Raw genomic sequence first — 20,914 nt, 5'->3', positions numbered from 1 at the left:
GACTCCCCCCATTCTAACCGAACCAATGCGCGATGTAGATCATAATGATCAGACCGATGATAAACGAATAAGTCGATGGGCGTTCGTAGCCGTGCCCGTGACTTTCGGGGATCAGCTCCTTGTAAGCGATGAACAGCATGGCGCCGGCGGCGAAGGCAAGACCGATGCCGATCAATGAATCGACGTAGCTGGCCGTGAAGTAGCCGATGACCGCCGAGACGACCTCCATCAAGCCTGTGAGCGTCACGAGCGACAGCAGCTTGAGCTTGCCGACATTGGATCTGAGCAGAAACACAGCCAGTACGAGCCCCTCCGGCATATTTTGCGCGCCGATCGCGACGGCTACCATCGTGCCGAGCCCCTCGCTCGCGCTGGCATAGCTGAAGCCCGTGCTCAGCCCTTCCGGTATATTGTGTATAAAAAAGCGCTACCAATACTAACAAGGCCTTGTTGTCGAACCCGCGCACGCGCGCGCCGTTCTCGACGTCCACGTGCGGAATGTTTTTTTCGATCAAGTCGAGCGAAACGATGCCGATGAGCAGTCCCAAGGTAAGCAAGACGAGTCCCGATTCATTCAGCGATTGCGGGATCAGCCCGAACATGGACGCCGATACCATGATGCCGGCCGTAAAAGCGACCAGCATGTCCTTCCACTTTTCCGACAGCCTCTTGATGAACAGGATCGGGACGGCGCCGAGCACCGTCGCCATCGCGGAGATAAAGCTGCCGAGCAGCGCCGTTTCCAAGCGTCAGTTCTCCTTTCACATACGAAGCAATGGCCTCGCGTTTCCCTTATCGTATGCGAACGCAAGCCGTTTTTGACTTGACTCTCGCGAAGAGAAGCACGATAAACCGGATGAGATTAACAATAAACGATATACGCCCTTCATTCCAATCTATATATTTGAAAAAAAAAGAACGGGGCGCTCTGCCCCGTCCCTCGCATAACGCTTGCGATTATGGCTTGTCAGCTTATCCTTCGACCAACGTCAATCTCGCCTGACCTTCCTGCTTCCGCGCGATCTCCAGCTTGCGGATCCGGTTGCGGTCCTTGTCGCGGATGATGAACGCCAGGTTTTCCTCCTCGTAAATCCAGGGTACGTTCTTCGGCAGATCCGGCTGCATCGCGAACAGCCAGCCGCCGATCGTGTTGACCTCGTCGCTCGGAAGCTGTACTTCGAACAGGCGGCCGACTTCGTCGACGAGCGTCTTGCCGTCCACGAGGTATTTGTCCTCGCCGATCGCTTCGATCGGCTGAATCTCGTCCTCGTCGAACTCGTCGCGGATCTCGCCGACGATCTCTTCGAGAATGTCCTCGATCGTCACAAGGCCGGCGGTACCGCCATATTCGTCGTGCAGGAGCGCGATATGCTTGCGTTCGGCCTGCATGCGGATGAGCAGATCCTTGACCGGCATCGCATCGGGCACGGACAGCACCGGCTGCAGCAAGGCGCCGAAGTCGAAGTTCGGATTGTTGTCGTAACTCAAGAAAAACTGCTTCGTATTGACGAAGCCGATAATATCGTCTTTGCTCTCGCCGGCGACCATGAAGCGCGTGTACTGCTCTCGTTTGATCGTCGCCAGGTTTTCTTCCAGCGATTTGCCCCGATGCAAGCACACCATATCGGTACGCGGAATCATAATATCGCGCGCCAGCAGTCTGTCGAACTGGAATATACGATTCACGTAGCCGAATTCTTCCTCGTTGATCTTGCCGCTCTCGTAGCTCTCGGACAAGATCAGCCGGATCTCCTCCTCCGAGTGGGCCTCTTCATGCTCGCTCGCCGGCTTCATGCCGAACATCCGGATGAGTCCGTTGGCGGAGCCGTTAAGCGCCCAGATGAACGGGTACATGATCTTGTAAAACCAGACGATGACCGGCGCGACGAGAAGCGAGATCGCTTCGGCCTTCTGAATGGCAAGCGTCTTCGGCGCCAGCTCGCCGAGCACGACGTGCAGGTAGGTGATAAGCGCGAACGCGATGACGAAGGACAGCAGATGCCCGACGCTCTCCGAGACATGAAGCGAATGGAACAGCGGCTCGAGCAGCTTTTCGACCGTCGGTTCTCCCAGCCAGCCGAGACCGAGCGCGGTGATCGTGATTCCGAGCTGACAGGCCGACAGATAGCCGTCGAGATTGGCGATGACCCGCTGTACGGCGACCGCGTTTTTCCTCTTTTCCATGACCAGTTGGTCGACGCGGCTGGACCGGATACGAATAATCGCGAATTCGGTAGCGACGAAGAAGGCTGTAAGCAGAATGAGCAACGCAACCCAGACCAGATTCAGTCCTAGCATTCGCAGTCACCTCCTTCGATCGTCTTCAAGGCGATGGCTGCCGAGCGATTGACTAACGGTCGCAAGCTGCGTAAATCAGATTCTGTGTCCACGTACGATTGTCTCCTCCTGCTCCAAATGGATTGTCCATAATTGATCTAATTCATACATACGCAAAAAGTGCCGATTTAGATTCAAAAAAAATCCGATTTTTATCCCATACCCGTTCATTCGAAACTTAAAACAACGAACGAAGCGGTCATTATGCCATTGACAACCATAGCCGGCCTTGCTAATATGTAAAACAAATTATTCCTACATATTTTATCAGATTAAAAAACGCGAAGGGGACTGGATTTTATGAAAACATACGCGATCGACGCTCGCAAGCTGCTCGTATCCGCGCTCGTTGCCGCAACGCTTGCAGGCGGTTCGCATGCATGGGCGGCTGCGCCCGCTGCCACGGAGGTTCAAGCGCACGAAGTACTGGCGTCCGAGTACGCAGCCTTTCTGAAGGATAAATACGCGATCGCGATTACCTCAGGCGTCACGAAAGGTCAGTTTTTGTCCGCGCTGGCCGAAGCGCTGAAGGCGCAGCCCGCCGAGAATCCGCATGCCTTCACCGACCTCGCGGCTTCCGATCCGCTTTATGCGGATGCTGCCGCGTTGTACGCCCTTGGCGTCATTACGACCGACGCCGTAGGCGCCGGACAACGCTTGTCGGCCGTCAATGCGCTTCAGATCGCGGTTAAAGCGGCCGGACTCAAAGAACTCGCTTATACCTATCCTGCCTCGAAAACGGCAGCCGCGCTGGCCAAGGTCAAGCTGAAGTCCGAATGGCTGGGCACCACGGCGGCGCAGGAGGTGGCCGCAGCGGTCGACACCGGCCTTCTGCCTTCCTCTTTTTTACGGAGAAATCAAGCTGAAGGCAAGCGCAACCGCGGAGCTGGCCGAGGTGCTTATCGGACAAACGCTTAGCGTGCAAGGGCTTTACAAGCATTTTCTCGGCTACGCTTCCGACGCCGATATTTACGCCAAGCTTCAGGATGCGTTCGCCCAGTCCGATATCATCCAGTCGCCCGAGCTGCAGGCGGTCGTGGACGCCGCGCTCGAGCGCAATATCGTGACCGGCTACAATCTGAAGGACAGCCGTTACGAGGCGAACTTCATCGATCGCCTGTCGCTTGTCTACGGCCATTCCGATCTGAAGCACGCTATTCAACTGATCGGGCTGCTGCGCAGCGAAGGCATCGACGCCAAGGTACAGTTCGAGCCAAAAACGTCCGCCTTCATTTATTTGAAAGAATGGGGCGAGCCTGGCGAATCCGACCTGTACACGGTCAAGCAGATCGCGAACGGCAACTATATCGAATATGCCAAGGAATACGATCTTGCGTTCGAATTCGCGAACGCGGGCGACAAGCAGCGGTTCGACGGCATCGTGGCGGCCTACGCCAAGAAAAACGAAGACGGCCAGCAGGGCTTGCTTTACGGCTCTTGGTGGCAGCCTCTCTACTATTCGCTCACGGAGCTGCCGGGCTATCGGAAGATTACGAACAACAAGATCGCGTACGGTCATTATTATGCGCAATCTTTCTCTCTTCAAAGCAGCTCGCAAGCCGTCGCCGCCGGCTTCCGCGAGATCGATCCGAGCGTAACCGTCGCGAGCTACGACTTCTGGACGGACGTCCCGTTCTTCAACTATTTGAACGGCGAATCCAAGTAACGGGTTCGCATGCCGCATCGCGAATGAAGGACCGCTCCCCCCTGCGGTCCTTTTTACTGTGCATGAAATTGATCCGATTTTCCGTTTGCGGGTAGTATATGTAGGAAATCTTTTTTTTAACTCGATATCGCGCGCGGAGGTTAAAGGTATGGAAGTGTTCGAGATTATTTTGTTCATGCTCGCGATCATCGCCTTATCCAACATTGTGAACCGGCTCCTGCCGGCCGTTCCCCTGCCGCTTGTGCAGATCGCGCTGGGCATGGCGCTCGCGCTGCTCCCGCTCGGACATCATGCCAAGCTGAATCCGGAGCTGTTTTTCGTACTGTTCATCGCTCCCCTTCTGTTCAACGACGGACAGCGGACGCCGCGCGACGAGCTGTGGGCGCTGCGCTTCCCCATCCTGCTCATGGCGCTTGGCCTCGTCTTCGCCACGACCGTCGTCGTCGGTTATATCATTCACGCGATGATCCCTTCGATCCCGCTTGCCGCCGCCTTCGGCCTCGCCGCGATTTTGTCGCCGACGGACGCGGTCGCGGTGACGTCGATGGCCGGCCGCGTATCGCTGCCGAAGCGGATTATGCGGCTGCTCGAGGGCGAGGCGCTCATGAACGACGCATCCGGACTCGTCGCGTTCAAGTTTGCGATCGCAGCAAGCCGTTACCGGCTCGTTTTCGCTGGTAAACGCTACGGGCAGCTTCCTCTTGATTTCGATCGGCGGTCTGTTATGCGGCACGATTATGGCGGCGCTGCTCATCCGGCTGCGCCTGTTTTTAAGGCGCTGGGGCATGGAAGACGTGACCGTACATATGCTGATCCTGATCCTTACGCCCTTTATCATCTTCCTCGCGGCCGAGGCGCTTAACTTGTCCGGCATTCTTGCCGTCGTGGCCGGCGGCGTCGTGCATGCCGTCGAGAAGGACCGGATGGAGTCCCGCATGGTCGAGCTGCAGATCGTCTCGAAAAGCACCTGGTCCGTCATTTTATACGTGTTGAACGGGCTTGTCTTCTTGCTGCTGGGTTTGCAAGTGCCCGATGTCGTCAACGCCATTTTTTTCGAAAGTCCGATCAACAACGGCATCGTCATCGGCTATATCGCCGTCATTTTCGTATCGCTTATCGTCATACGCTTTTTGTGGGTGTACCTGTTCTGGGAAAATCGCTTTTCGCGAAAAAAACGGCCGTTCGATGCGCGAAGGACTGGGCATGTCGGCGCTCACGTCGCTGTCGGGCGTGAGGGGCGCCGTCACCCTGGCGGGCGCCTTCTCGATTCCTTACGTGCTGAACAACGGCGATGCGTTCCCCGAACGCGACCTCATCCTTTTCTTGGCTGCCGGCGTCATCCTCATCAGCCTGATCGTCGCCAGCATAAGCCTGCCGCTGCTCACGCGCAACGCCGACGAGGTGCCGACCGAAGACGAAGAAAAGCTCAACGCGGCGCAAATCGCCACGCTCAAGGCGGCGCTGCGTTTCCTCGCTCAATCGATGAACGAAGACAACCGACATGCGACCCATGCCGTCATCGCCCGATACGAGGCCAGACTGCGGAGTCTGTCCTTGCACGAAGAAGAACGAGCCGAAGGCTTCGAGCTCGCCGTCGCGGAGAACCAGGCCCGATTGATCGGACTTCAGGCGGAACGAAAAGAAATCGCGCGGATGTTCAAGGCCGGCGAAATTCCCGATTATGTAGCGAACCGGTTCAACGATTCTTTTGCGGCGCTTGAAACGTCGCTCTCACGGCGATCCAGAATGCGTGTCCTCTTGCTGACGCGGGGTCTGAGAAAACTGGGAGCGGCCATTATCAAGCCGAAGGAGGTAGAGCCCCGGCTGGATAAGGGCATCATCCGCAAAACGAAGCTGAAAACGTGTCAGGCCGCCATCGGCGCGATCCGCGCGCAGATGACGAAGGAAAACCGCAAAGCCTCGCTGAACGTCATCGGCCAGTACCGGGAGATCATTCGGGCGATCTCGCGCAAAAACGAAGATCCGGAAGACGAACGGCTTCAACGCAAGCTGCGTCAGGAGATCCAGCTGCGGGCCTATCAGGTGGAACGGGATGAGATTCAAGCGATGTACGAGCGAGGCGAAATCAAACGCGATATGGCCAACGCGCTGCGCAAAACGATCAGCTATGCGGAGGCGACCGTCTTGGAAGGAGAGCTGGCATAAGCCGGCTCTCCTCGTCGTTTGCGGAGGGCCTTCCAATCCTAGCGCCGCTTGGAGCGCGCCCGGCCAAGCCAAACGCGCCTGCCCAACATAGCGGCCGCGCCGGCGGCGAGCAAGACGCCAACCGCATAGACGGCAACGGATAACTTCGTTGAGGCGGCGGCATCGCGGCCGCCCTGAGCCGCTTCTGCATCTTGCCGGCCGGAAAAAGCGGAAATGGCGACTTCCTTTTTTGAGCGGCGACAGCTCGCCCGCGGCGTAGGTTCCTCGTTCGCTTTCCAGGAAGACCCGACCGTTCTCGTCGATCTTCATGACGGGCGACGCTCGCTTCGGATAGACGCCCCATATCGCGCGATCCGCGATCCATTCGCTCGCCTCTACCGCCCCATCCTGCCGCTTGTAGCGTTCGCCTTCCGCGAACAGGAGGCGGACGCCGAAATTTTCGAATCCGTAGTCGAGCATCGCGGCCATATCCGAATAGGCGATTTTTTTCGAGTCGGCCTTCAGCACGACGCCGATCAACGACATCCCGTCCCGCTCCGCCGATCCGACAAGCGTGTTGCCCGCAGCGATCGTGTAGCCGTTTTTAATGCCGGTGGCGCCCGGATAGTCGGTCAGCATTTTGTTGTGGTTTTCGAGCGTCGACGTCCATTCCTGTCCGGACCAAGGCAGCTTGCGCGTGGACACGATCCGTTTGAACGTCTCGTTGTCCATCGCGTACCGGGCCAGCTTGGCCATATCCGAAGCCGTCGTGTATTGATTCGGGTCGGGCAACCCGGACGGATTGACGAAGTTGGAATCGTAAGCCTTGATCGTGTCGCGCATAAACGCGTTCATCCGCTCGGCGAACTTTTCCTTCGAGCCGTCGATCCGTTCGGCGATCGCGGTCGCCGCGTCGTTGCCCGAGTTGAGCATCATGCCGTACAGCAGCTTTTCCATCGTGACCTGTTCGCCCTCGGCGAGATATACCCGCGTGCCCTCCTCGCCGCGAGCGGTCTTGGAGACGGTCGCCACGTCGTCCAGCGACGCCTGCTCGAGGGCGATGATCGCCGTGGCGATCTTCGCGATGCTGGCCGGATACAGCCGCTCGTCGCCGTTTTTAACGTACAGCACGTTCCCCCGTGCGCTGCTCGATCAGGATCGCGGCTTCGCTCTGCGCCGATGGCGGCGCCGCCCCTTCTGCCGGATCGGCAGCCGAGCTATGCGGCGGGCCCGTCAAAAACATCGTCGCTGCGGCGATCCACGCCAGCGCTGTCCGCTTGCCAAACACGCTCATCCTGCGCACCTCTCTCGCGCTTCGTCCCTCTTATTTCCTGCGTCTCTTGTAGATCGATACGACGATCAGCACGGTGACGATGAGCCCGATGCCGAATACGATGGTCGCCGACAGCGAAAATCCGGCTGCGCCGGCCTCTCCCGCATTTTCCTCGACGATCCGTTTGGCGCCCGATGGCCATTCGATGACGGAATTCAAGCTAAATCTCCTCTCGAAAACATACGAAAATATCGATCTGCAACAAGAAGGCGCCCTCTTCGCTAATCGAAGAGGGCGCCGGCCTGGCATGCCGCCGAATCAATCGAGCCCGTGCTCTTCGCGGATGCGGTACAAACCTTGAATCAACAAATCGGCGGGGTCGCGGTTGAGCAAGTAATGCGCCATCAGGAAGTGCAGCGGCATCGCGCACACGTTGTTCCCTTCCGTGATCGACGGGAAGCCCGCTTCCACGACCGGACCGTGCTCCTCGTGAAGCTCGAGATCCGCATGCACCGGCTCCGGCGCGAACTCCTCGCGAACCGACTTGACGCAGTGCGGGACGATGATCTTGTCGATCAGCGCCTTCGCCTCGTCCTCCGACTGCGGCGGCATCGGCAGCAGCCTGCCCTCCGGCGACTTCATCAAATCGACGAAAAAGGATGACATCCACTGCGAAGGATCCTGCTTCGTCTGGAAGCCCGCGATCATCTCTCGCAGGAAAAATCCGCTGACGTAAGGCTTGCCCTCCGCCGACTTCACCATATAAGTAAAGATCGGACCGTAAGCTTCGTGGTTCATCACCTGGCCTTCGACCTGTTCGTCGCCGAATTCCATTTTCAAAGCCGTCATGCCGTTGTAGTGAACGGCCGCGATGAGCTCCTGCGCCTTTTCGGCTTCGGTCTTGTCCGCGCCGGCCGTCTGCGCGTCCGGGCCCTTCTGCTCTTCTTTAAGCTCGTTGTCGGTTGTCATCTTCTTCATCTCCTTGCCTTGCTACCATGATAGCATCCCGCGCCGAGAAGTGAAAGCGCTCTTCGTCAGAAATTCCGATAGACGTACGGATCGTCGGGCTTGTCGATCGGCGCCCAATCCTTGACTTTAAGCACCGGAATCATTTGCTTGAACGGTTGATAGTATTCGCGCGTCAGCTTGCCGGTGACGCGAAGCCAGTCGTCGTCGGACAGCTTCGTGCCGGCCGGCATCTGGACGAGCATGCCGAACACGCCCGAATCCGCGACGCAATGAATGAACCCGAAGCGGAAAACGAAGTAGGACGAAGCGCCGATCTCCTCCCCTTTATAGGCGAATCCGTCGAACGTAATCGTCTTGTCCGCGAACGCGTCCGGGTAGTTGTACAGCACCTCCATGCCCTTCAAGTAGTTCGTATCGTTCAATTCGACGGCAGACTGGCCCGCAAAGTCGGCCATGTCTTTTTTGCTTGACCTTGTCGTAATTTTCGGCGCTGTAAAATACGCTCGTATCCGGACGCAAAAACTGGTGATAGCCGGCGTCCTTGCGCCGCTGGTCGAGCTCGGGAAACGAAAAGCCCTTCGCCTTGACGAAGCTGGAATCCAGCGTCGCGACCGGCAGGAAGATGCCGGTGAAGATCGGCACCGCGAGCACCCCATAAGTGAAGCCTCGCCGCCATTTCGTCCGGCCGATATGCGAATGCCCTGAATGCCCTTCGTGGTCGTGCGCATGGGCATGTGCATGATCGTGACGATGCGCATGCTCGCGTTGATGGCGAGCGCCGGCTTCCGGATGCGCATGACCGCTCTGGGCGCCATCCGCCGGATCGGCCGACATCGTCGCCTTCGCATCCTGCGCCGCCATCTCCTCGGCTCTTTTTTCCGCGCGGTACGCCACGACGAATTGATACAGACTGAGCAGCGCCAGCAGCACGATCGCGCTGACGGACAAATAGGCGTATCTCATATTGATGTATTTGTCGAGATCGCCGGTCCGGTGGAGCAGCAAAAACATGAATGCCAGGCCGAACAAAATCGCGAATCGGATCATCCGAACAACCTCCCTACGATCAGCGAACCGGCTACCGTAAATACCGCCACGAGCGCGATCAGCGAGACGACGAACCGCGTGCGGAAGGCGCTCAGCAGCATGAGCGTGTTTTTGATGTCGATCATCGGGCCGAATACCATGAAGGCGGAGAGCGAACCGACCGTAAAGCCTGCTGCGGAACGAAGACGCGATGAACGCATCCGCCTCCGAACAAACCGACATGACGAAGGCGAGGACGATCATGACGAGCGACGCCTTGAGCGGATCGCTGCCCAAATCGAGCAAATACGAGGTCGGGATATACGTCTGCATCGCCGCGGCCAGAAAAGCGCCGATGACCAGGTACTTGCCGACGTCGAAAAACTCGTCGATGCCATGCGATACGACCGATGACAGCCTGGCGCGGACAGAAGGCTTGACGGCCGTCGCGATGGAAGGCTCGAGCGCGGCCGCCACAGGCGCGGCGTATCCGCCGGCGGGCGCCGGCGCCAGGCGAAGCTGCGGTCCGCGGAAGAGAAGCGCGACGGCCAGCGATACGCAGAAGGCGACCGCGATCGCGAGCCCCGCGCGGATGCCGACCATCCGCCAGTCGTTGCCGAAGGCGATGAAGGTGGCGAACAGGACGATCGGGTTGACGATCGGCCCCGAGAGCATGAAGGCGACGCCGGCGTTGAGCGGCATGCCCTTCAGGACGAGCCTGCGGGTGATCGGCACGATGCCGCATTCGCAGGAAGGGAACAGCAGGCCGATGCCGCAGCCGAAGCAGGTTCGCAGCAGGACATTGCGCGGCATGATCCTGGCGATCCAGGCTTCCGTCACGAACGTCTGGATGACGCCGGACACGAGCACGCCGATCAGCACGAACGGGATGGCCTCCATGATCATGCTGATGAAGATCGTATTCAATTGCAAAAACGAAGTCATGAAAGGATCACTTCCGTCAAAATAGTATGAAGCCGATCCTTTTTATTATGGATATTATACGAAAAATAGCAAACCGCCCCGCAGTCCGCATTCGGCCTTGCGCCGCGGATGCGGCGGCTTAAACTTCCAGTTGCGAATCCGGCCGTTCGCCATTACAACATCTAATTTATGCTTGTCTGCCGAAAGGAACGTGCCTTCTTTGAACCCGATCTCTCCAAAGCCGCCAATCGCCCCCGCCATCCCGCTGCTCGTCGGCATGATCGCCATCTCTTTCGCGCCGATTCTCGTCCGTTATTCGGACGCGCCGGTGTCGGTGCAAGGCATGTGGCGCATGCTGTTCACGCTCGCCCTGATGGTGCCGTTTGCCGGAGGCAAGCAGCTTCGCGCCCTGCGGGCGATCAAGCGCTCCGACTGGTGGCTGCTCCTGGCCGCCGGCTTTTTTCTTGCCCTGCACTTCCTGCTCTGGATGGCGTCTCTTAGCTATACGTCCATCGCCAGCTCCACGCTCATCCTGTCGCTGGAGCCCGTCTTCGTCATGATCGGCGCCTATTTCCTGTTCAAGGACCGTCTCTCGGGAAAAGCGCTCGGCGGCCTCGCCGCCGCCCTCATCGGGATCGCGATCGTCGGGGCCGGCGATTCGGGCCTGTCCGAAGCGGCGCTGAAGGGCGACCTGCTGTCCTTCCTCGGCACGGCCGCCGTCGCGGTCAACATGCTGCTCGCCAAGCGAATTCTCGAACGGGTGCCATCCTTTTTTTATACAGCCTGGTCGTCTTCGCGGTTACGGCCTTTTGCTTCTATTTGTACAATGTCGGGATTGGCGCGGACATGACCGGGTATCCGCCGCGCGAATGGCTCGTTTTCGCGGGTCTTGCGATCGTGCCAACCGTTTTCGGCCATCTGATCTTCAATTGGCTGCTTCGCTACGTCAAGCCGGCGACGATCTCCATGAGCGTGCTGGCCGAGCCGGTCGGCGCGAGCGTATTGGGCTTCTTCCTGTTCGGGGAAGCGCTCGGGGCCTGGCAGCTGGTCGGCGGCGCCTTCGTCATCGCGGGCCTTACGCTGTATATGCGCTCGGAAGCCGAGGCGTACGACCGGCCGGCCGAGCCTGCATCCTGATCGAGCGACGATAGAGGCTGTCCCGAAGGCCTGCTCGACGCCTCCAATTTATCAAGGAACGGTTTCTATTTGTTTTGCAAGCAAAAAAAAGGGCGATCTCTCAGGCCGGTTTACGACCCTTTCGAGACAGCCCCTTCCTTTTATTGTGAAAATCGCTCGCGAACGCAATCGGTCATCCAATGGTTGACTTCCCACAGATCGGCGACGGGCGCGTTCGTGAACGGCAGCGTGTGCATATAGCCTGGCGGCCCGAATTCTGCCGTAAATGTACCGTTCGCCTCTCCTTTTAGACGCTTCGCGTTCAGTATTCGCCCCCACCAGCCGAGGTATAGCTCGAGTTCGGACCGGTATTCCGGCGCCGCCGGGTGCGGCACCTGCGGACCTTCCGGATAGCCGATCCGCCCATGGATATGAACGGCCCGTTCGATCGCCAGCGACACATTCTCCTCCTGGTCTTCGAGATGCGATTCGCATACGGTCATCCAATGGCTGAAGTCGGCCGTGATGCGCAGCTCCGGAAACTTGCGCAGGAGCCTCGCCGTCGTCCAGGGTGTGAACATCGCACGCACCCGATGCGTCTCGTGTCCGACCGTGACGCCAAGACGCGCCTCTGTCTCAAGCGCCGCTTCAAAGAAACGATCCTGCTCCGCTTCCGACATGCAGTCCCGCGCGCTGTGCGAGACGATCAGCGCCGGCTTGAAAGAGGCGGCATACGCCGCTCGCTCGGCGAAGCTGGCCGCGTGATCCTCGCTCGTAAAAATTTGCGCGATGTACGCCATCCCGTGCCGCTCCAGCAGGGCGGCGAACGCCTCCGCTTGCCCGGGCGCCGGGGTCGGCGCCTCGATGCCGTCGTACCCCGCTTCGGCTGCCCGTCCCACCTGTTCGGCCAGCGTCCCTTCCATGCCCCACAACGCTTTGAAATACTGAATACGCATTCCGATTCATCCTCCCCTGCTCAAGTTACTCTTCTTGATGTTCTGCCACGGGCATCATCATGCCGTTCGGCATCCCCATCATGCGCACGCCTGCGCTTTCCTCATGCCTTTCAGCCAAATAAACCTCCGTGCCGAACGACGGGGACGCATGCGGCAGATGCGTGGCGCCGCGCGCGAGGATCTGCTTCGCGTTGCCCGAGTCTCCTTCGAACCCGTCGTGATCCCAGGGCACCCACGATCTCGCATTGCAGTAATGACACACATAGGACCGCCGGAACCGGTCGGGCGACCGGTTCGGATAGGAACGATGGAACAAATGGGAGTCGAAAAACAGCACGTCGCCCGGCTCCAGCACGACCGGTATCGGCGACGGGTACCGGGACACGACGCGCGATAACGTGTTCACTTCGTCGTCCAGATGGCTGACGTTCTGCACCGGGTGCAGATCCTGAAAAGCATCGACCGCATGCACGTTTCCGCCGCCTATCTCTTCCGGCGGATAGACGGGCTCATGATTCGATCCCGGCACGACCCACAGACAGCCGTTTTCCTCGTCCGCCCGCTCGAGCGCGATCCAAGCGCCGATCAGCGTGTCAGGGTGCGTCTTGATGTAGCAGGCGTCCTGGTGCCAGCCTTGCCCGCCTTTGCCGGGCGGATTGAGGAACATCATCGATTGCAGCGCATAGACGTCCGGACCGATCAGCGCCTCGACGACGTCCAGCACGCGCGCGTTCAGCAGGCCCCGTTCCGCGGCGGCATCGATCCGCGAGAGCATATGCACGCGCGTCGCTTGCGCAAACTCTTCTTTCAACGGATCCCGGCCGTTTTCCTGCATGGCGGTTTGCCGTTTTTTCTCCATTCGCGTTCGCTCGGCCAAATCGAACAACTCTCCGACGGCTTCCTTTGGCAGAAGGCCGCGAACGATCAAATAGCCGTTGCGACGATAATGCTTGTACGCTTCGACGGTCACCTGGTGACGATCGTGATCTCTGGATTTTGGCGTATAGTAGACGGGCATGCCGGACACGCTCCCTTTACCGTTTGGAATAGTACAAATGTAAAGGTTTTCTTATCGCTGCGCCATGCACCAGATTAGCATTTTTGTATCTAGGAATGATCCTTTATTGGGCTTTGATATTCATGCTGTATCTCTTCTTGATTCGCTGGGCAATCCTCTTTATGATGGGCATGGAGGTGATCGACCGATGTTCGCCATGCCCGATTTATCGTTCGACCGGATAACCCATGCCGTCGCCGGCTCGATCGTCTATCCGCCCGGCAGCAGGTTCGGTCCGCGCATTCAGCAGGACGTTCAACTGGTTATGCTTTACACCGGCGAGATGACCGTCACGCTCTCGGGCCGGGCGCTACGCGTTAAGCCTGGGCATGTCGTCCTGCTCAAGCCGGGCTTGGAAGAGACGTTCGTTTTTTCGAAAAGCGAAGACAGCTGGCATCGCTGGATCGCCGTTCATTTCGAGGACTTGCCGGAGACGGCCGTCGAACAGCTAAGCGAACTTCCGGAGTGCCTGCCGTTATCCGAAGAGATGAACGTTCTCGTGGATCTCATGGTCCGTCTGAATCGCCGAAGCGCTCCGACGGACGCCGACGTGAGAAGTCTAGGGCTCGCCGCCCTCCATCTGTATCCGCGCGAATCCGGGAAGTCGCCGCTAAATCGCGAAAAGCACCCGGCCGTCTATGCGGCGCTCGCCGAGATTCGCGAGAATTACGCCCGCGAACTGTCGCTCGCGCAGCTCGCGCATGCCGCAGGCGCTTCGCCCGAGCACCTCGTTCGTTTGTTCAACAAGCACGAACGAACGTCGCCGATTCAGTTTCTGTGGCAATATCGCGTGAACCGCGCCGTCGAATTGCTCACCCATACGGGGCTGACCGTCTCGGAGATCGCGGCGCGGTGCGGCTTTAAAACTTCGCATCATCTGGCCCGACTCGTCAAAGAGACGACGGGACGCACCGCGACCGACATCCGTCGGGCGTCCTGGAGCGGCGCAGACGGCGTCCCGCCGCCCGTTTAATGGCCGGCCATCATGGCAGGGTCGGGTTTATCTGCGCCCGGCGTTCCTTCCGTCTGCTGCTTCGGCTTGCGCAGCAGCAGCGTAAGGGCGACGCCCGCCGCGACGATGCAGGCGGACAAGAAAAAGGTGTCGCCGTAACCCGCGACGACGGCGCCGAGCGGATTCGCGTCCGCGCCCGCACCGGCGGCATGCGCGGCGATCCGCGACGTCAGATACCCCGTCAATCCCGCGACCGCGAACGAGACGACGACTTGCTGGGCGGCCGTCGTCAGCGGCGTGACGCGGCTTACAAGACGGCGCGGCGCGGAATTCAACACATGCGTATTGAGCGGCATCATCGAAAAGCCCATGCCGAGACCGATGAAGCAGACGCACAAAATGATCTTCCATAGCGGCGTATCGACCGAGATGCCGGACAACACGAAGAGCGAGACGGAAATGACGGTCAATCCGGCAAAGGCGAGCGGTCGCGCCCCGATCTTGTCGAACAATCGGCCGCTGATCGGCATGGCAAGCCCAGCGCACAGCGCCTGCGGCATCAGAATCCAGCCCGTCTCGAGCGCGGAATAGCGCATGACGCCCTGCAGGTACAACGGCACGATCAACATCGCGCCGAACAGCGCGAGTTGAACGATCCACGTCAGCACGATGCTGCGCGTAAAGTCGGACGATTTGAAAACCTTGAGCTCAAGCAGCGGCTGCTTCTGCTTCAGCTCTACGAAAATAAAGGCGATGAGCGCGGCGCCGCCGACGGTCAGACCCGTAATTGTAGACGTTTGAGACCAGCCGGTCCCCCCCTTCGCTGACGCCGAACGCCAGCATGGAAAAGGCGATCGGCGCCAGGCACATGCCGACGACGTCCAGATGCGGCGCCGCATGCCGGTCCGACCGCGGCAAATATTTGGATGCGAGCACGAGGGCGATAATGCCGATCGGCAGGTTGATGATAAAGATCCAATGCCAGCTGACCGAATCGACCAGCCAGCCCGACAGCACCGGACCGAACGCCGGCGCCATCAGCATCGGTATGCCGAGCACGCCCATGATCGAGCCGCGGCGCTCGGGGGGCGCGATCTTGAACACCATGGCCATCCCGATCGGGGCCACCATGCCGCCGCCCAGGCCTTGGACGACGCGGAAGAGAATGAGCTGCTCCGGCGTTTGCGCGATGCCGCACAGCAGCGAACCGACGGTAAATAGAGCGATCGTCAGCATGAAAATTTGCTTGGAACCGAATTTATCGGTCATCCAGCCTGCAAGGGGGATAACGGCGGACAAAGCGAGCGTGTACCCGGTAACGGTCCATTGGATCGTCTTCAGGTCGGTCTGGAAGTAGTCGACGAGCTTCGGAATGGCATTATTGACGACGGTACTGTCCAAGATAACCATGATCATGCCGACGATAATCGCCATTAGCGGCGGCAGTATCGCCTTCAGCGAGAAGGGTTGCTCGCCTGCGGTCGGGCTCTGTTGGGTAGAAGCTGACATCGTTCCCTGCTTTCTGCTCATTGAGCGGGGTATTGTCGTGCTGAGACGCGAATCTTGCCGCTTGACAAATCAAAGCTCCCATTGTACAATTAAAGTGGAAATAGCATTCGGAAGCCCTTATATTTTGATTTGCCCAGTAGCGCTAGTGATTGTATCACGGCGTTATTTTTCGTGCAATGATTTTTTTTGCATCCAAAATGACCGACAGCTGACGCGCTTTATTCGCGGTCAGCCTCGGCTCCACTCGTATTTGCGTCGATCAACGGAAGACGCAGTCCTCCGTCTTCCGAATCCGATCATTCTTTCGACACGCCTTCGACGATCACGCCCCGGTAAACACCGCCGTTCAGACGATGCTTGAGCGCATCTTGATAAACAGGACTATAATACCAAGCCCTTGCTTCCTCCATGCTCGGAAATTCCAATACAGCTACGCCTTCCACTTCCGGTCCTTCGATCACTTCCTGCTTGCCATACATAGCAAGAGGTTTTAACGGATGACCGGCCAAGCCGGCCGGCGCCTTGGAAGCGTAAACGTTCAATTCTTCCAAATTGGTCGTTTTTTCTCTCATCAAAATCACATAAGCCGACATGGAAGTCCGTCCTTTCTGCGGTTATGATTGCTAACTGACGAAATCGCTACGTCCATCCTTGACTATAAACGCGCCATTCGCATTTGTATAATTCATGATTTTTATTTAATGAATTAATTTCATTCATATCAAAAAGTTCATTTGAACTTGTCTTCCACATATTCGACGAATTTCTGCGCAGCTTTGGATAGGAATCTGTTCTTTGGATATTGCAAACCCACTTCCCAAACCCAGCCTTCATCCTCGATCCCGATCCAGCGCAAGCCTTCCAACTCCAATCCGGCGGTTCTCGGCAACACGGATACGCCTAGTCCGGCCGATACAAAACCTGCCACCGTCGCCAGATCTTCAGCGTCGTAGGTCGATGCTAATGTGAAGTTCGTATGATGAACACGCGCCAAAAGCGAATCTCTGAGAGAACAATTATGCTTTAAGCCTACAAACGGCTCGCCGGTTATTTCTTTCAGTCGGATGGATTTCCGCGCCGCGAACGGATGCGCGGACGATACGACGAGATACAACGGCATCGAGACGATCGGCACCCAAGTATACGACTCCTCCTCGGGCCTTTCGGAAGTAATCATGACGTCCGAATCGCCGCGCTCGGTCTGTTCGAGGATCGTGCCTTTGTCCCCTTGCGACAAATTGAACGTAATTCGAGGATTGGCCTCCTGATATTGCCGGATCAGATGCGGAATTAAATCAACGCCCAATATATTTAAATACGATAGATAAATGACGCCGGCGTTTGGATCGGCGCTTTGTTCGATCTCCTGTTTTCCTCGCTCTACCTCCCTTAATATGGTTTCCACGCGTTTTGCGAACATGGTGCCGTAGCGGTTGATATGCAGCTTTCTGCCCTTCCGTTCAAATAACGGCACGCCGAGCTCCGTTTCCAGTTTTGAAATCGAGTGACTGAGCGCGGGTTGCGTGACGGACAAATGTTCCGCGGCTTTCGTTAAGTGTTCCATGCGGGCCACGGTCAAAAAATATTCCAACTGGGTAAGCTCCATAAAATCCTCCCGCATCATTTTTGGAGTTATCATACCGATTGTCTTCACGCGAAGCAAGCGCAAGAAATCATGTTGCTAATTAATGAATAATGTTTATTTATAATATTATTATTATGAATTAGATTTATTATTGTGATCGAAGTATGCTAAGGCATGTGATGATGAAAACTAATTCAAGCAATAGGAGGATACGAAGATATGGATAAAGCATCGTATGAAAATGAGTTTCAGGGCAAACGGGCTTTAATTACCGGAGGAACAAAAGGAATGGGCTCGGCAATCGCCAAACGATTGGCGGAAGCCGGAGCCGACGTGCTTACGACCGCACGCTCCATCCCGGCGAGTGACGCAGTTCCAGGCATCCGATTCGTTCAAGCCGACGTTACGAAGCCCGAAGGCACGGCATTGCTTGTCGAGGCCGTGAAGGAAAAGCTGGGCGGGATCGACATTCTCATCAACACGGTCGGCGGCGCCTCTACGCCTCCAGGCGGAGCGTTAGCCCTGACAGAAGAAGATTGGCTGGAAACGCTAAACTTGAATCTGCTCGGTTCTGTCCGACTAGACAGAGGTTTACTGCCGATGATGGTGGAGCAAGGGAAGGGCGTTATCATTCATGTAAGCTCGATACAAAGAAGAATGCCTTTATACGAAACGACTTTAGCGTATGCCGCATCAAAAGCGGCACTGACGAATTACAGCAAAGGCCTCTCCAAGGAATTTTCGCCAAAAGGAATACGCATTAATACGATTGCGCCGGGCTTTATTCAAACGGAAGCGGCAGATCGAATGATCGACCGGATCGCCACGGCCGCCGGCAGCCGCGAAGCGGCGCTGCAGGAACTGATGAGCTCCCTCGGCGGCATTCCAATCGGACGTCCCGGACTTCCCGAGGAAGTCGCTGAACTTGCCGCATTTTTGGTTTCCGATCGTTCGGCCTCCATTACGGGGAGCGAATTTACGATCGACGGCGGTACTGTACCTACGGTGTAACGGTCATTTTCGATAGCCAAAAAAAGGAGGTATTCTTTCATGATTCAATTGCCAAACGCCGTTAAAGCTTATTTTTCTGCTTCGAACGAGGAACGGCTGGATTCATTGATGGCCGCATTCGACGAAGATGCATACGTCTTTGACGATAACCGTGAATTCAGAGGAATCGAAGCGATCCGCCATTGGTGCGAATCTGACATTTTGGGCGCTCGGGTTCGATTTGAAGTTACCGACGCGACGGAACAAGACGGTACGTATGCGGTCATCGCATCGATTGACGGCGATTTCGATAAAACGAATCTCCCCAGTCCGTTTTTATTGAAGCATACCTTTAAGCTGTCTGCCGGCAAAATTCAAGAGCTGCATATCGCATTGCCTTCATTCGGGAAACGATGAACGCAAGGTTCTCCCACATCAATCGCTCCTCGCCAGGCGTTCTAGCTTGGTGAGGAGCGATTTTTTTTCGTTCCTTCGCTAAAAAAAGTCTTCACGTTAAACTTTGGATTTGATAAGATGAAGCGGAAATGAGTAATTACTCACTCATAAATCGGAGGTTGCATTGCGATGAAAATAGGCGGTTCGTCCAATGAAAGCGGCGAAACGTATGCCGCTGTCGGAAATAACGACGCATTCTCTCTGGAAATCGAAGGTGTCTCCCGCAGCTTCGGCGATCGCATGATTTTAAGGGAGGTCTCTCTGCGTATCGGCCGCGGCGAGCTGTTCGGCCTGCTCGGTCCCTCCGGATCGGGCAAGACGACGCTGATCAAGCTCATCACCGGCATTGACGCCGCCGACGAGGGGCGGATCGCGATATTGGGCGAGCGCGTCCCTTCGCTGCCGCTGCTCGGCAGGATCGGTTATATGGCGCAGGCGGACGCCTTGTACGGCGAACTCACCGCCAAAGAAAATTTGATGTTTTTCGGCGCAATGTTCGGGCTGGGCGGCTCCCGCCTTACCGAGCGCATCGGCGCAACGCTGGCGACGGTCGGGCTTGCGCAAGAAGCGGGCAAGCTCGTCTCGCGATTTTCCGGCGGCATGAAGCGGCGGCTATCGCTGGCTGTCGCGCTGCTCCACGAGCCGGAGCTGCTCATTCTCGACGAGCCGACCGTCGGCATCGATCCGGCGCTCCGGGTGTCCATCTGGACGTCGCTGCTGGCGCTGCGCGAGCGGGGCACGACGATCGTGCTGACGACCCACGTCATGGACGAAGCCGAGCGCTGCGACAGGATCGGTCTACTTCGGGAGGGCTCGCTGACCGCGGTCGGGCATCCCGATGCCCTCAAAGCGCGTACGGGCGCGGCGACAATCGAAGAAGCGTTTATCCGTCTGGGCGGTGATCGCGCATGAGAGTCCGCGCCCTGACCATGCGCATCTTCAGGCAATTCATGCGGGACAGACGCACGCTGGCGCTGTTGTTCGTCGCGCCGATCTTCATCCTGACGCTCGTCTACTTCATCTTCGGCGGTCCCGGCAGCGCGCCGAAGATCGGAACGGCCGGCTTGCCGGATACGATCGCCGGCGCCTTGCGCGCATCGTCCGCCGATATCGTCCCGTACGATTCCGCAGCCGCGGCCCGCTCCGCCCTTGACGAACGCAAGCTGGATGCCGTCCTCGCGGTGACGGAAGGCAAGCCGACGCTTCTGCTCGAGGGCAGCGACCCGTCGCGCAGCCGCGCCGTGCTGCTCGCCGTGTCGACCATGCAGCGAACGTCCGCTGCCACCGTTTTTCAGCCCGACATCGCCTATCTCCACGGCAAGCCCGGCATGTCCTCGTTCGACGCCTTCGGGCCGGTCATGATCGGCTTTTTCTCGTTCTTTTTCGTCTTCCTGCTTGCGGGTGTCGCCTTTCTGCGCGAACGCACGACGGGCACGATGGAGCGGCTTATGGCGACGCCGATCCGCCGGCACGAGGTCGTGCTCGGGTACCTGGGCGGCTTCGGCTTATTCGCGATTTTACAATCGGCGCTCGTCGCTTGCTTCGCGATCTATGCGCTCGGCATGTTCATGTCCGGCTCGATCTGGTTGATTCTGCTCGTCAACCTGCTTTTGACGCTTACGGCGCTCACGCTGGGGACGCTGCTGTCGGCGTTCGCGGGCTCCGAATTCCAGATCATTCAATTCGTGCCGATCGTCATCGTGCCGCAAGCCTTCTTTTCCGGACTGTTCCCGCTGGACGGCATGTCCGCCTGGCTTCACAAGCTAACCTACTTGATGCCGCTTTATTACGGCGGCGAAGCGCTGAGAGGCGTCATGATCAGAGGCGAAGGCTTCGGGGGCATCGGGGTCGAGGTCGGCGCGCTGCTGGGCTTCTCCCTGCTTTTCGCGGCACTGAACGTCATCGCGCTCAAGAAGCAGCGGGCCATTTAGCGCGTCGGCGCTGCGTATGATA

The 20,914-nt window shown here is 57.8% G+C and carries 19 protein-coding genes and 5 pseudogenes; 10 read left to right on the top strand and 14 right to left on the bottom strand.

Annotated features, from left to right (window positions below; translation table 11 throughout):
- Window positions 1–13: 13 nt before the first annotated feature.
- A pseudogene (locus OMP40_RS27005) lies at window positions 14–746 on the bottom strand (ZIP family metal transporter).
- Between the two features lie 226 nt (window positions 747–972).
- Window positions 973–2,298 carry a hemolysin family protein gene (locus tag OMP40_RS27000; RefSeq protein WP_277535954.1) on the bottom strand — a complete coding sequence of 442 codons (1,326 nt, stop codon included), beginning with the start codon at window positions 2,296–2,298 and terminating at the stop codon, window positions 973–975.
- A gap of 339 nt (window positions 2,299–2,637) precedes the next feature.
- Between OMP40_RS27000 and OMP40_RS26995 the strand changes: the two genes are divergently transcribed.
- From OMP40_RS26995 to OMP40_RS40510, 3 genes and pseudogenes are all read left to right on the top strand, one after another.
- Window positions 2,638–3,255 (top strand): hypothetical protein, encoded by a 618-nt coding sequence (locus OMP40_RS26995; RefSeq protein ID WP_277535952.1) that lies wholly within the window; start codon window positions 2,638–2,640, stop codon window positions 3,253–3,255.
- Window positions 3,233–4,003 (top strand): hypothetical protein, encoded by a 771-nt coding sequence (locus tag OMP40_RS26990; RefSeq protein WP_277535950.1) that lies wholly within the window; start codon window positions 3,233–3,235, stop codon window positions 4,001–4,003. Before OMP40_RS26995 ends, OMP40_RS26990 begins: the two co-directional genes overlap by 23 nt.
- Window positions 4,004–4,151: 148 nt before the next feature.
- Window positions 4,152–6,169: pseudogene (locus tag OMP40_RS40510) on the top strand (Na+/H+ antiporter).
- Between the two features lie 552 nt (window positions 6,170–6,721).
- Here the strand turns inward: OMP40_RS40510 and OMP40_RS40505 are convergent.
- The 7 genes and pseudogenes from OMP40_RS40505 to OMP40_RS26945 all read right to left on the bottom strand — a co-directional run.
- Window positions 6,722–7,279, bottom strand: a pseudogene (locus OMP40_RS40505) (D-alanyl-D-alanine carboxypeptidase family protein); the annotation flags it as partial.
- On the bottom strand, window positions 7,266–7,442 hold the full coding sequence (locus OMP40_RS26970) for a hypothetical protein (RefSeq protein ID WP_277535948.1): 177 nt from the start codon (window positions 7,440–7,442) through the stop codon (window positions 7,266–7,268). The pseudogene OMP40_RS40505 and the gene OMP40_RS26970, both read right to left, overlap by 14 nt.
- 30 nt (window positions 7,443–7,472) lie before the next feature.
- Window positions 7,473–7,640, bottom strand: coding sequence for a hypothetical protein (locus OMP40_RS26965; protein ID WP_277535947.1), 168 nt, complete (start codon window positions 7,638–7,640; stop codon window positions 7,473–7,475).
- Window positions 7,641–7,739: 99 nt separating this feature from the next.
- A complete protein-coding gene (locus OMP40_RS26960) occupies window positions 7,740–8,390 on the bottom strand; it encodes a hypothetical protein (RefSeq protein ID WP_277535945.1) in 651 nt (216 codons plus the stop codon).
- Between the two features lie 65 nt (window positions 8,391–8,455).
- Window positions 8,456–8,812: a TIGR03943 family putative permease subunit gene (locus OMP40_RS26955; RefSeq protein ID WP_277535944.1), complete on the bottom strand. Its 357-nt coding sequence runs from the start codon at window positions 8,810–8,812 to the stop codon at window positions 8,456–8,458.
- Window positions 8,715–9,401: a DUF1980 domain-containing protein gene (locus tag OMP40_RS26950; protein ID WP_420872084.1), complete on the bottom strand. Its 687-nt coding sequence runs from the start codon at window positions 9,399–9,401 to the stop codon at window positions 8,715–8,717. The genes OMP40_RS26955 and OMP40_RS26950 overlap by 98 nt, the downstream gene beginning before the upstream one ends.
- A 32-nt stretch (window positions 9,402–9,433) precedes the next feature.
- Window positions 9,434–10,361, bottom strand: a pseudogene (locus OMP40_RS26945) (permease).
- A gap of 199 nt (window positions 10,362–10,560) precedes the next feature.
- Between OMP40_RS26945 and OMP40_RS26940 the strand changes: the two are divergent.
- Window positions 10,561–11,190: a DMT family transporter gene (locus OMP40_RS26940; RefSeq protein WP_277535940.1), complete on the top strand. Its 630-nt coding sequence runs from the start codon at window positions 10,561–10,563 to the stop codon at window positions 11,188–11,190.
- On the top strand, window positions 11,160–11,477 hold the full coding sequence (locus OMP40_RS26935) for an EamA family transporter (RefSeq protein WP_277535939.1): 318 nt from the start codon (window positions 11,160–11,162) through the stop codon (window positions 11,475–11,477). The genes OMP40_RS26940 and OMP40_RS26935 overlap by 31 nt, the downstream gene beginning before the upstream one ends.
- Window positions 11,478–11,617: 140 nt before the next feature.
- Here the strand turns inward: OMP40_RS26935 and OMP40_RS26930 are convergent, their stop codons facing one another.
- Entirely contained in the window at window positions 11,618–12,412 is a 795-nt protein-coding gene (locus OMP40_RS26930) for a sugar phosphate isomerase/epimerase family protein (RefSeq protein WP_277535937.1), read from the bottom strand.
- Window positions 12,413–12,437: 25 nt separating this feature from the next.
- Window positions 12,438–13,430, bottom strand: a complete 993-nt coding sequence (locus OMP40_RS26925; protein WP_277535936.1) for a phytanoyl-CoA dioxygenase family protein — start codon at window positions 13,428–13,430, stop codon at window positions 12,438–12,440.
- Window positions 13,431–13,617: 187 nt separating this feature from the next.
- Here OMP40_RS26925 and OMP40_RS26920 point away from each other — a divergent pair, with 187 nt between their 5' ends.
- Window positions 13,618–14,442 (top strand): AraC family transcriptional regulator, encoded by an 825-nt coding sequence (locus OMP40_RS26920; RefSeq protein WP_277535935.1) that lies wholly within the window; start codon window positions 13,618–13,620, stop codon window positions 14,440–14,442.
- Here the strand turns inward: OMP40_RS26920 and OMP40_RS26915 are convergent.
- From OMP40_RS26915 to OMP40_RS26905, 3 genes and pseudogenes are all read right to left on the bottom strand, one after another.
- Window positions 14,439–15,930: pseudogene (locus OMP40_RS26915) on the bottom strand (DHA2 family efflux MFS transporter permease subunit). The gene OMP40_RS26920 and the pseudogene OMP40_RS26915 overlap by 4 nt on opposite strands.
- Window positions 15,931–16,226: 296 nt before the next feature.
- Window positions 16,227–16,523 carry a DUF1330 domain-containing protein gene (locus OMP40_RS26910; RefSeq protein ID WP_277535934.1) on the bottom strand — a complete coding sequence of 99 codons (297 nt, stop codon included), beginning with the start codon at window positions 16,521–16,523 and terminating at the stop codon, window positions 16,227–16,229.
- 137 nt (window positions 16,524–16,660) lie between these two features.
- Window positions 16,661–17,536 (bottom strand): LysR family transcriptional regulator, encoded by an 876-nt coding sequence (locus OMP40_RS26905; RefSeq protein ID WP_277535933.1) that lies wholly within the window; start codon window positions 17,534–17,536, stop codon window positions 16,661–16,663.
- Between the two features lie 198 nt (window positions 17,537–17,734).
- On the opposite strand from OMP40_RS26905, the gene OMP40_RS26900 reads away from it, so the two are divergent.
- The 4 genes from OMP40_RS26900 (at window position 17,735) to OMP40_RS26885 (ending at window position 20,892) form a co-directional block, all read left to right on the top strand.
- Window positions 17,735–18,526, top strand: coding sequence for an SDR family oxidoreductase (locus tag OMP40_RS26900; protein ID WP_277535932.1), 792 nt, complete (start codon window positions 17,735–17,737; stop codon window positions 18,524–18,526).
- Between the two features lie 39 nt (window positions 18,527–18,565).
- Window positions 18,566–18,922, top strand: a complete 357-nt coding sequence (locus OMP40_RS26895; RefSeq protein WP_277535930.1) for a nuclear transport factor 2 family protein — start codon at window positions 18,566–18,568, stop codon at window positions 18,920–18,922.
- Window positions 18,923–19,090: 168 nt separating this feature from the next.
- Window positions 19,091–19,873 (top strand): ABC transporter ATP-binding protein, encoded by a 783-nt coding sequence (locus OMP40_RS26890; RefSeq protein WP_420872045.1) that lies wholly within the window; start codon window positions 19,091–19,093, stop codon window positions 19,871–19,873.
- A complete protein-coding gene (locus OMP40_RS26885) occupies window positions 19,870–20,892 on the top strand; it encodes an ABC transporter permease (protein WP_277535928.1) in 1,023 nt (340 codons plus the stop codon). Before OMP40_RS26890 ends, OMP40_RS26885 begins: the two co-directional genes overlap by 4 nt.
- Window positions 20,893–20,914: the final 22 nt, after the last annotated feature.

Origin of the sequence: Cohnella rhizosphaerae (assembly GCF_029525575.1) — a bacterium.
GTDB classification, from domain to species: domain Bacteria; phylum Bacillota; class Bacilli; order Paenibacillales; family Paenibacillaceae; genus Cohnella; species Cohnella rhizosphaerae.
Note: the sequence above shows the minus strand (reverse complement) of the source record. Positions and strands in the feature narration are given on the sequence as shown.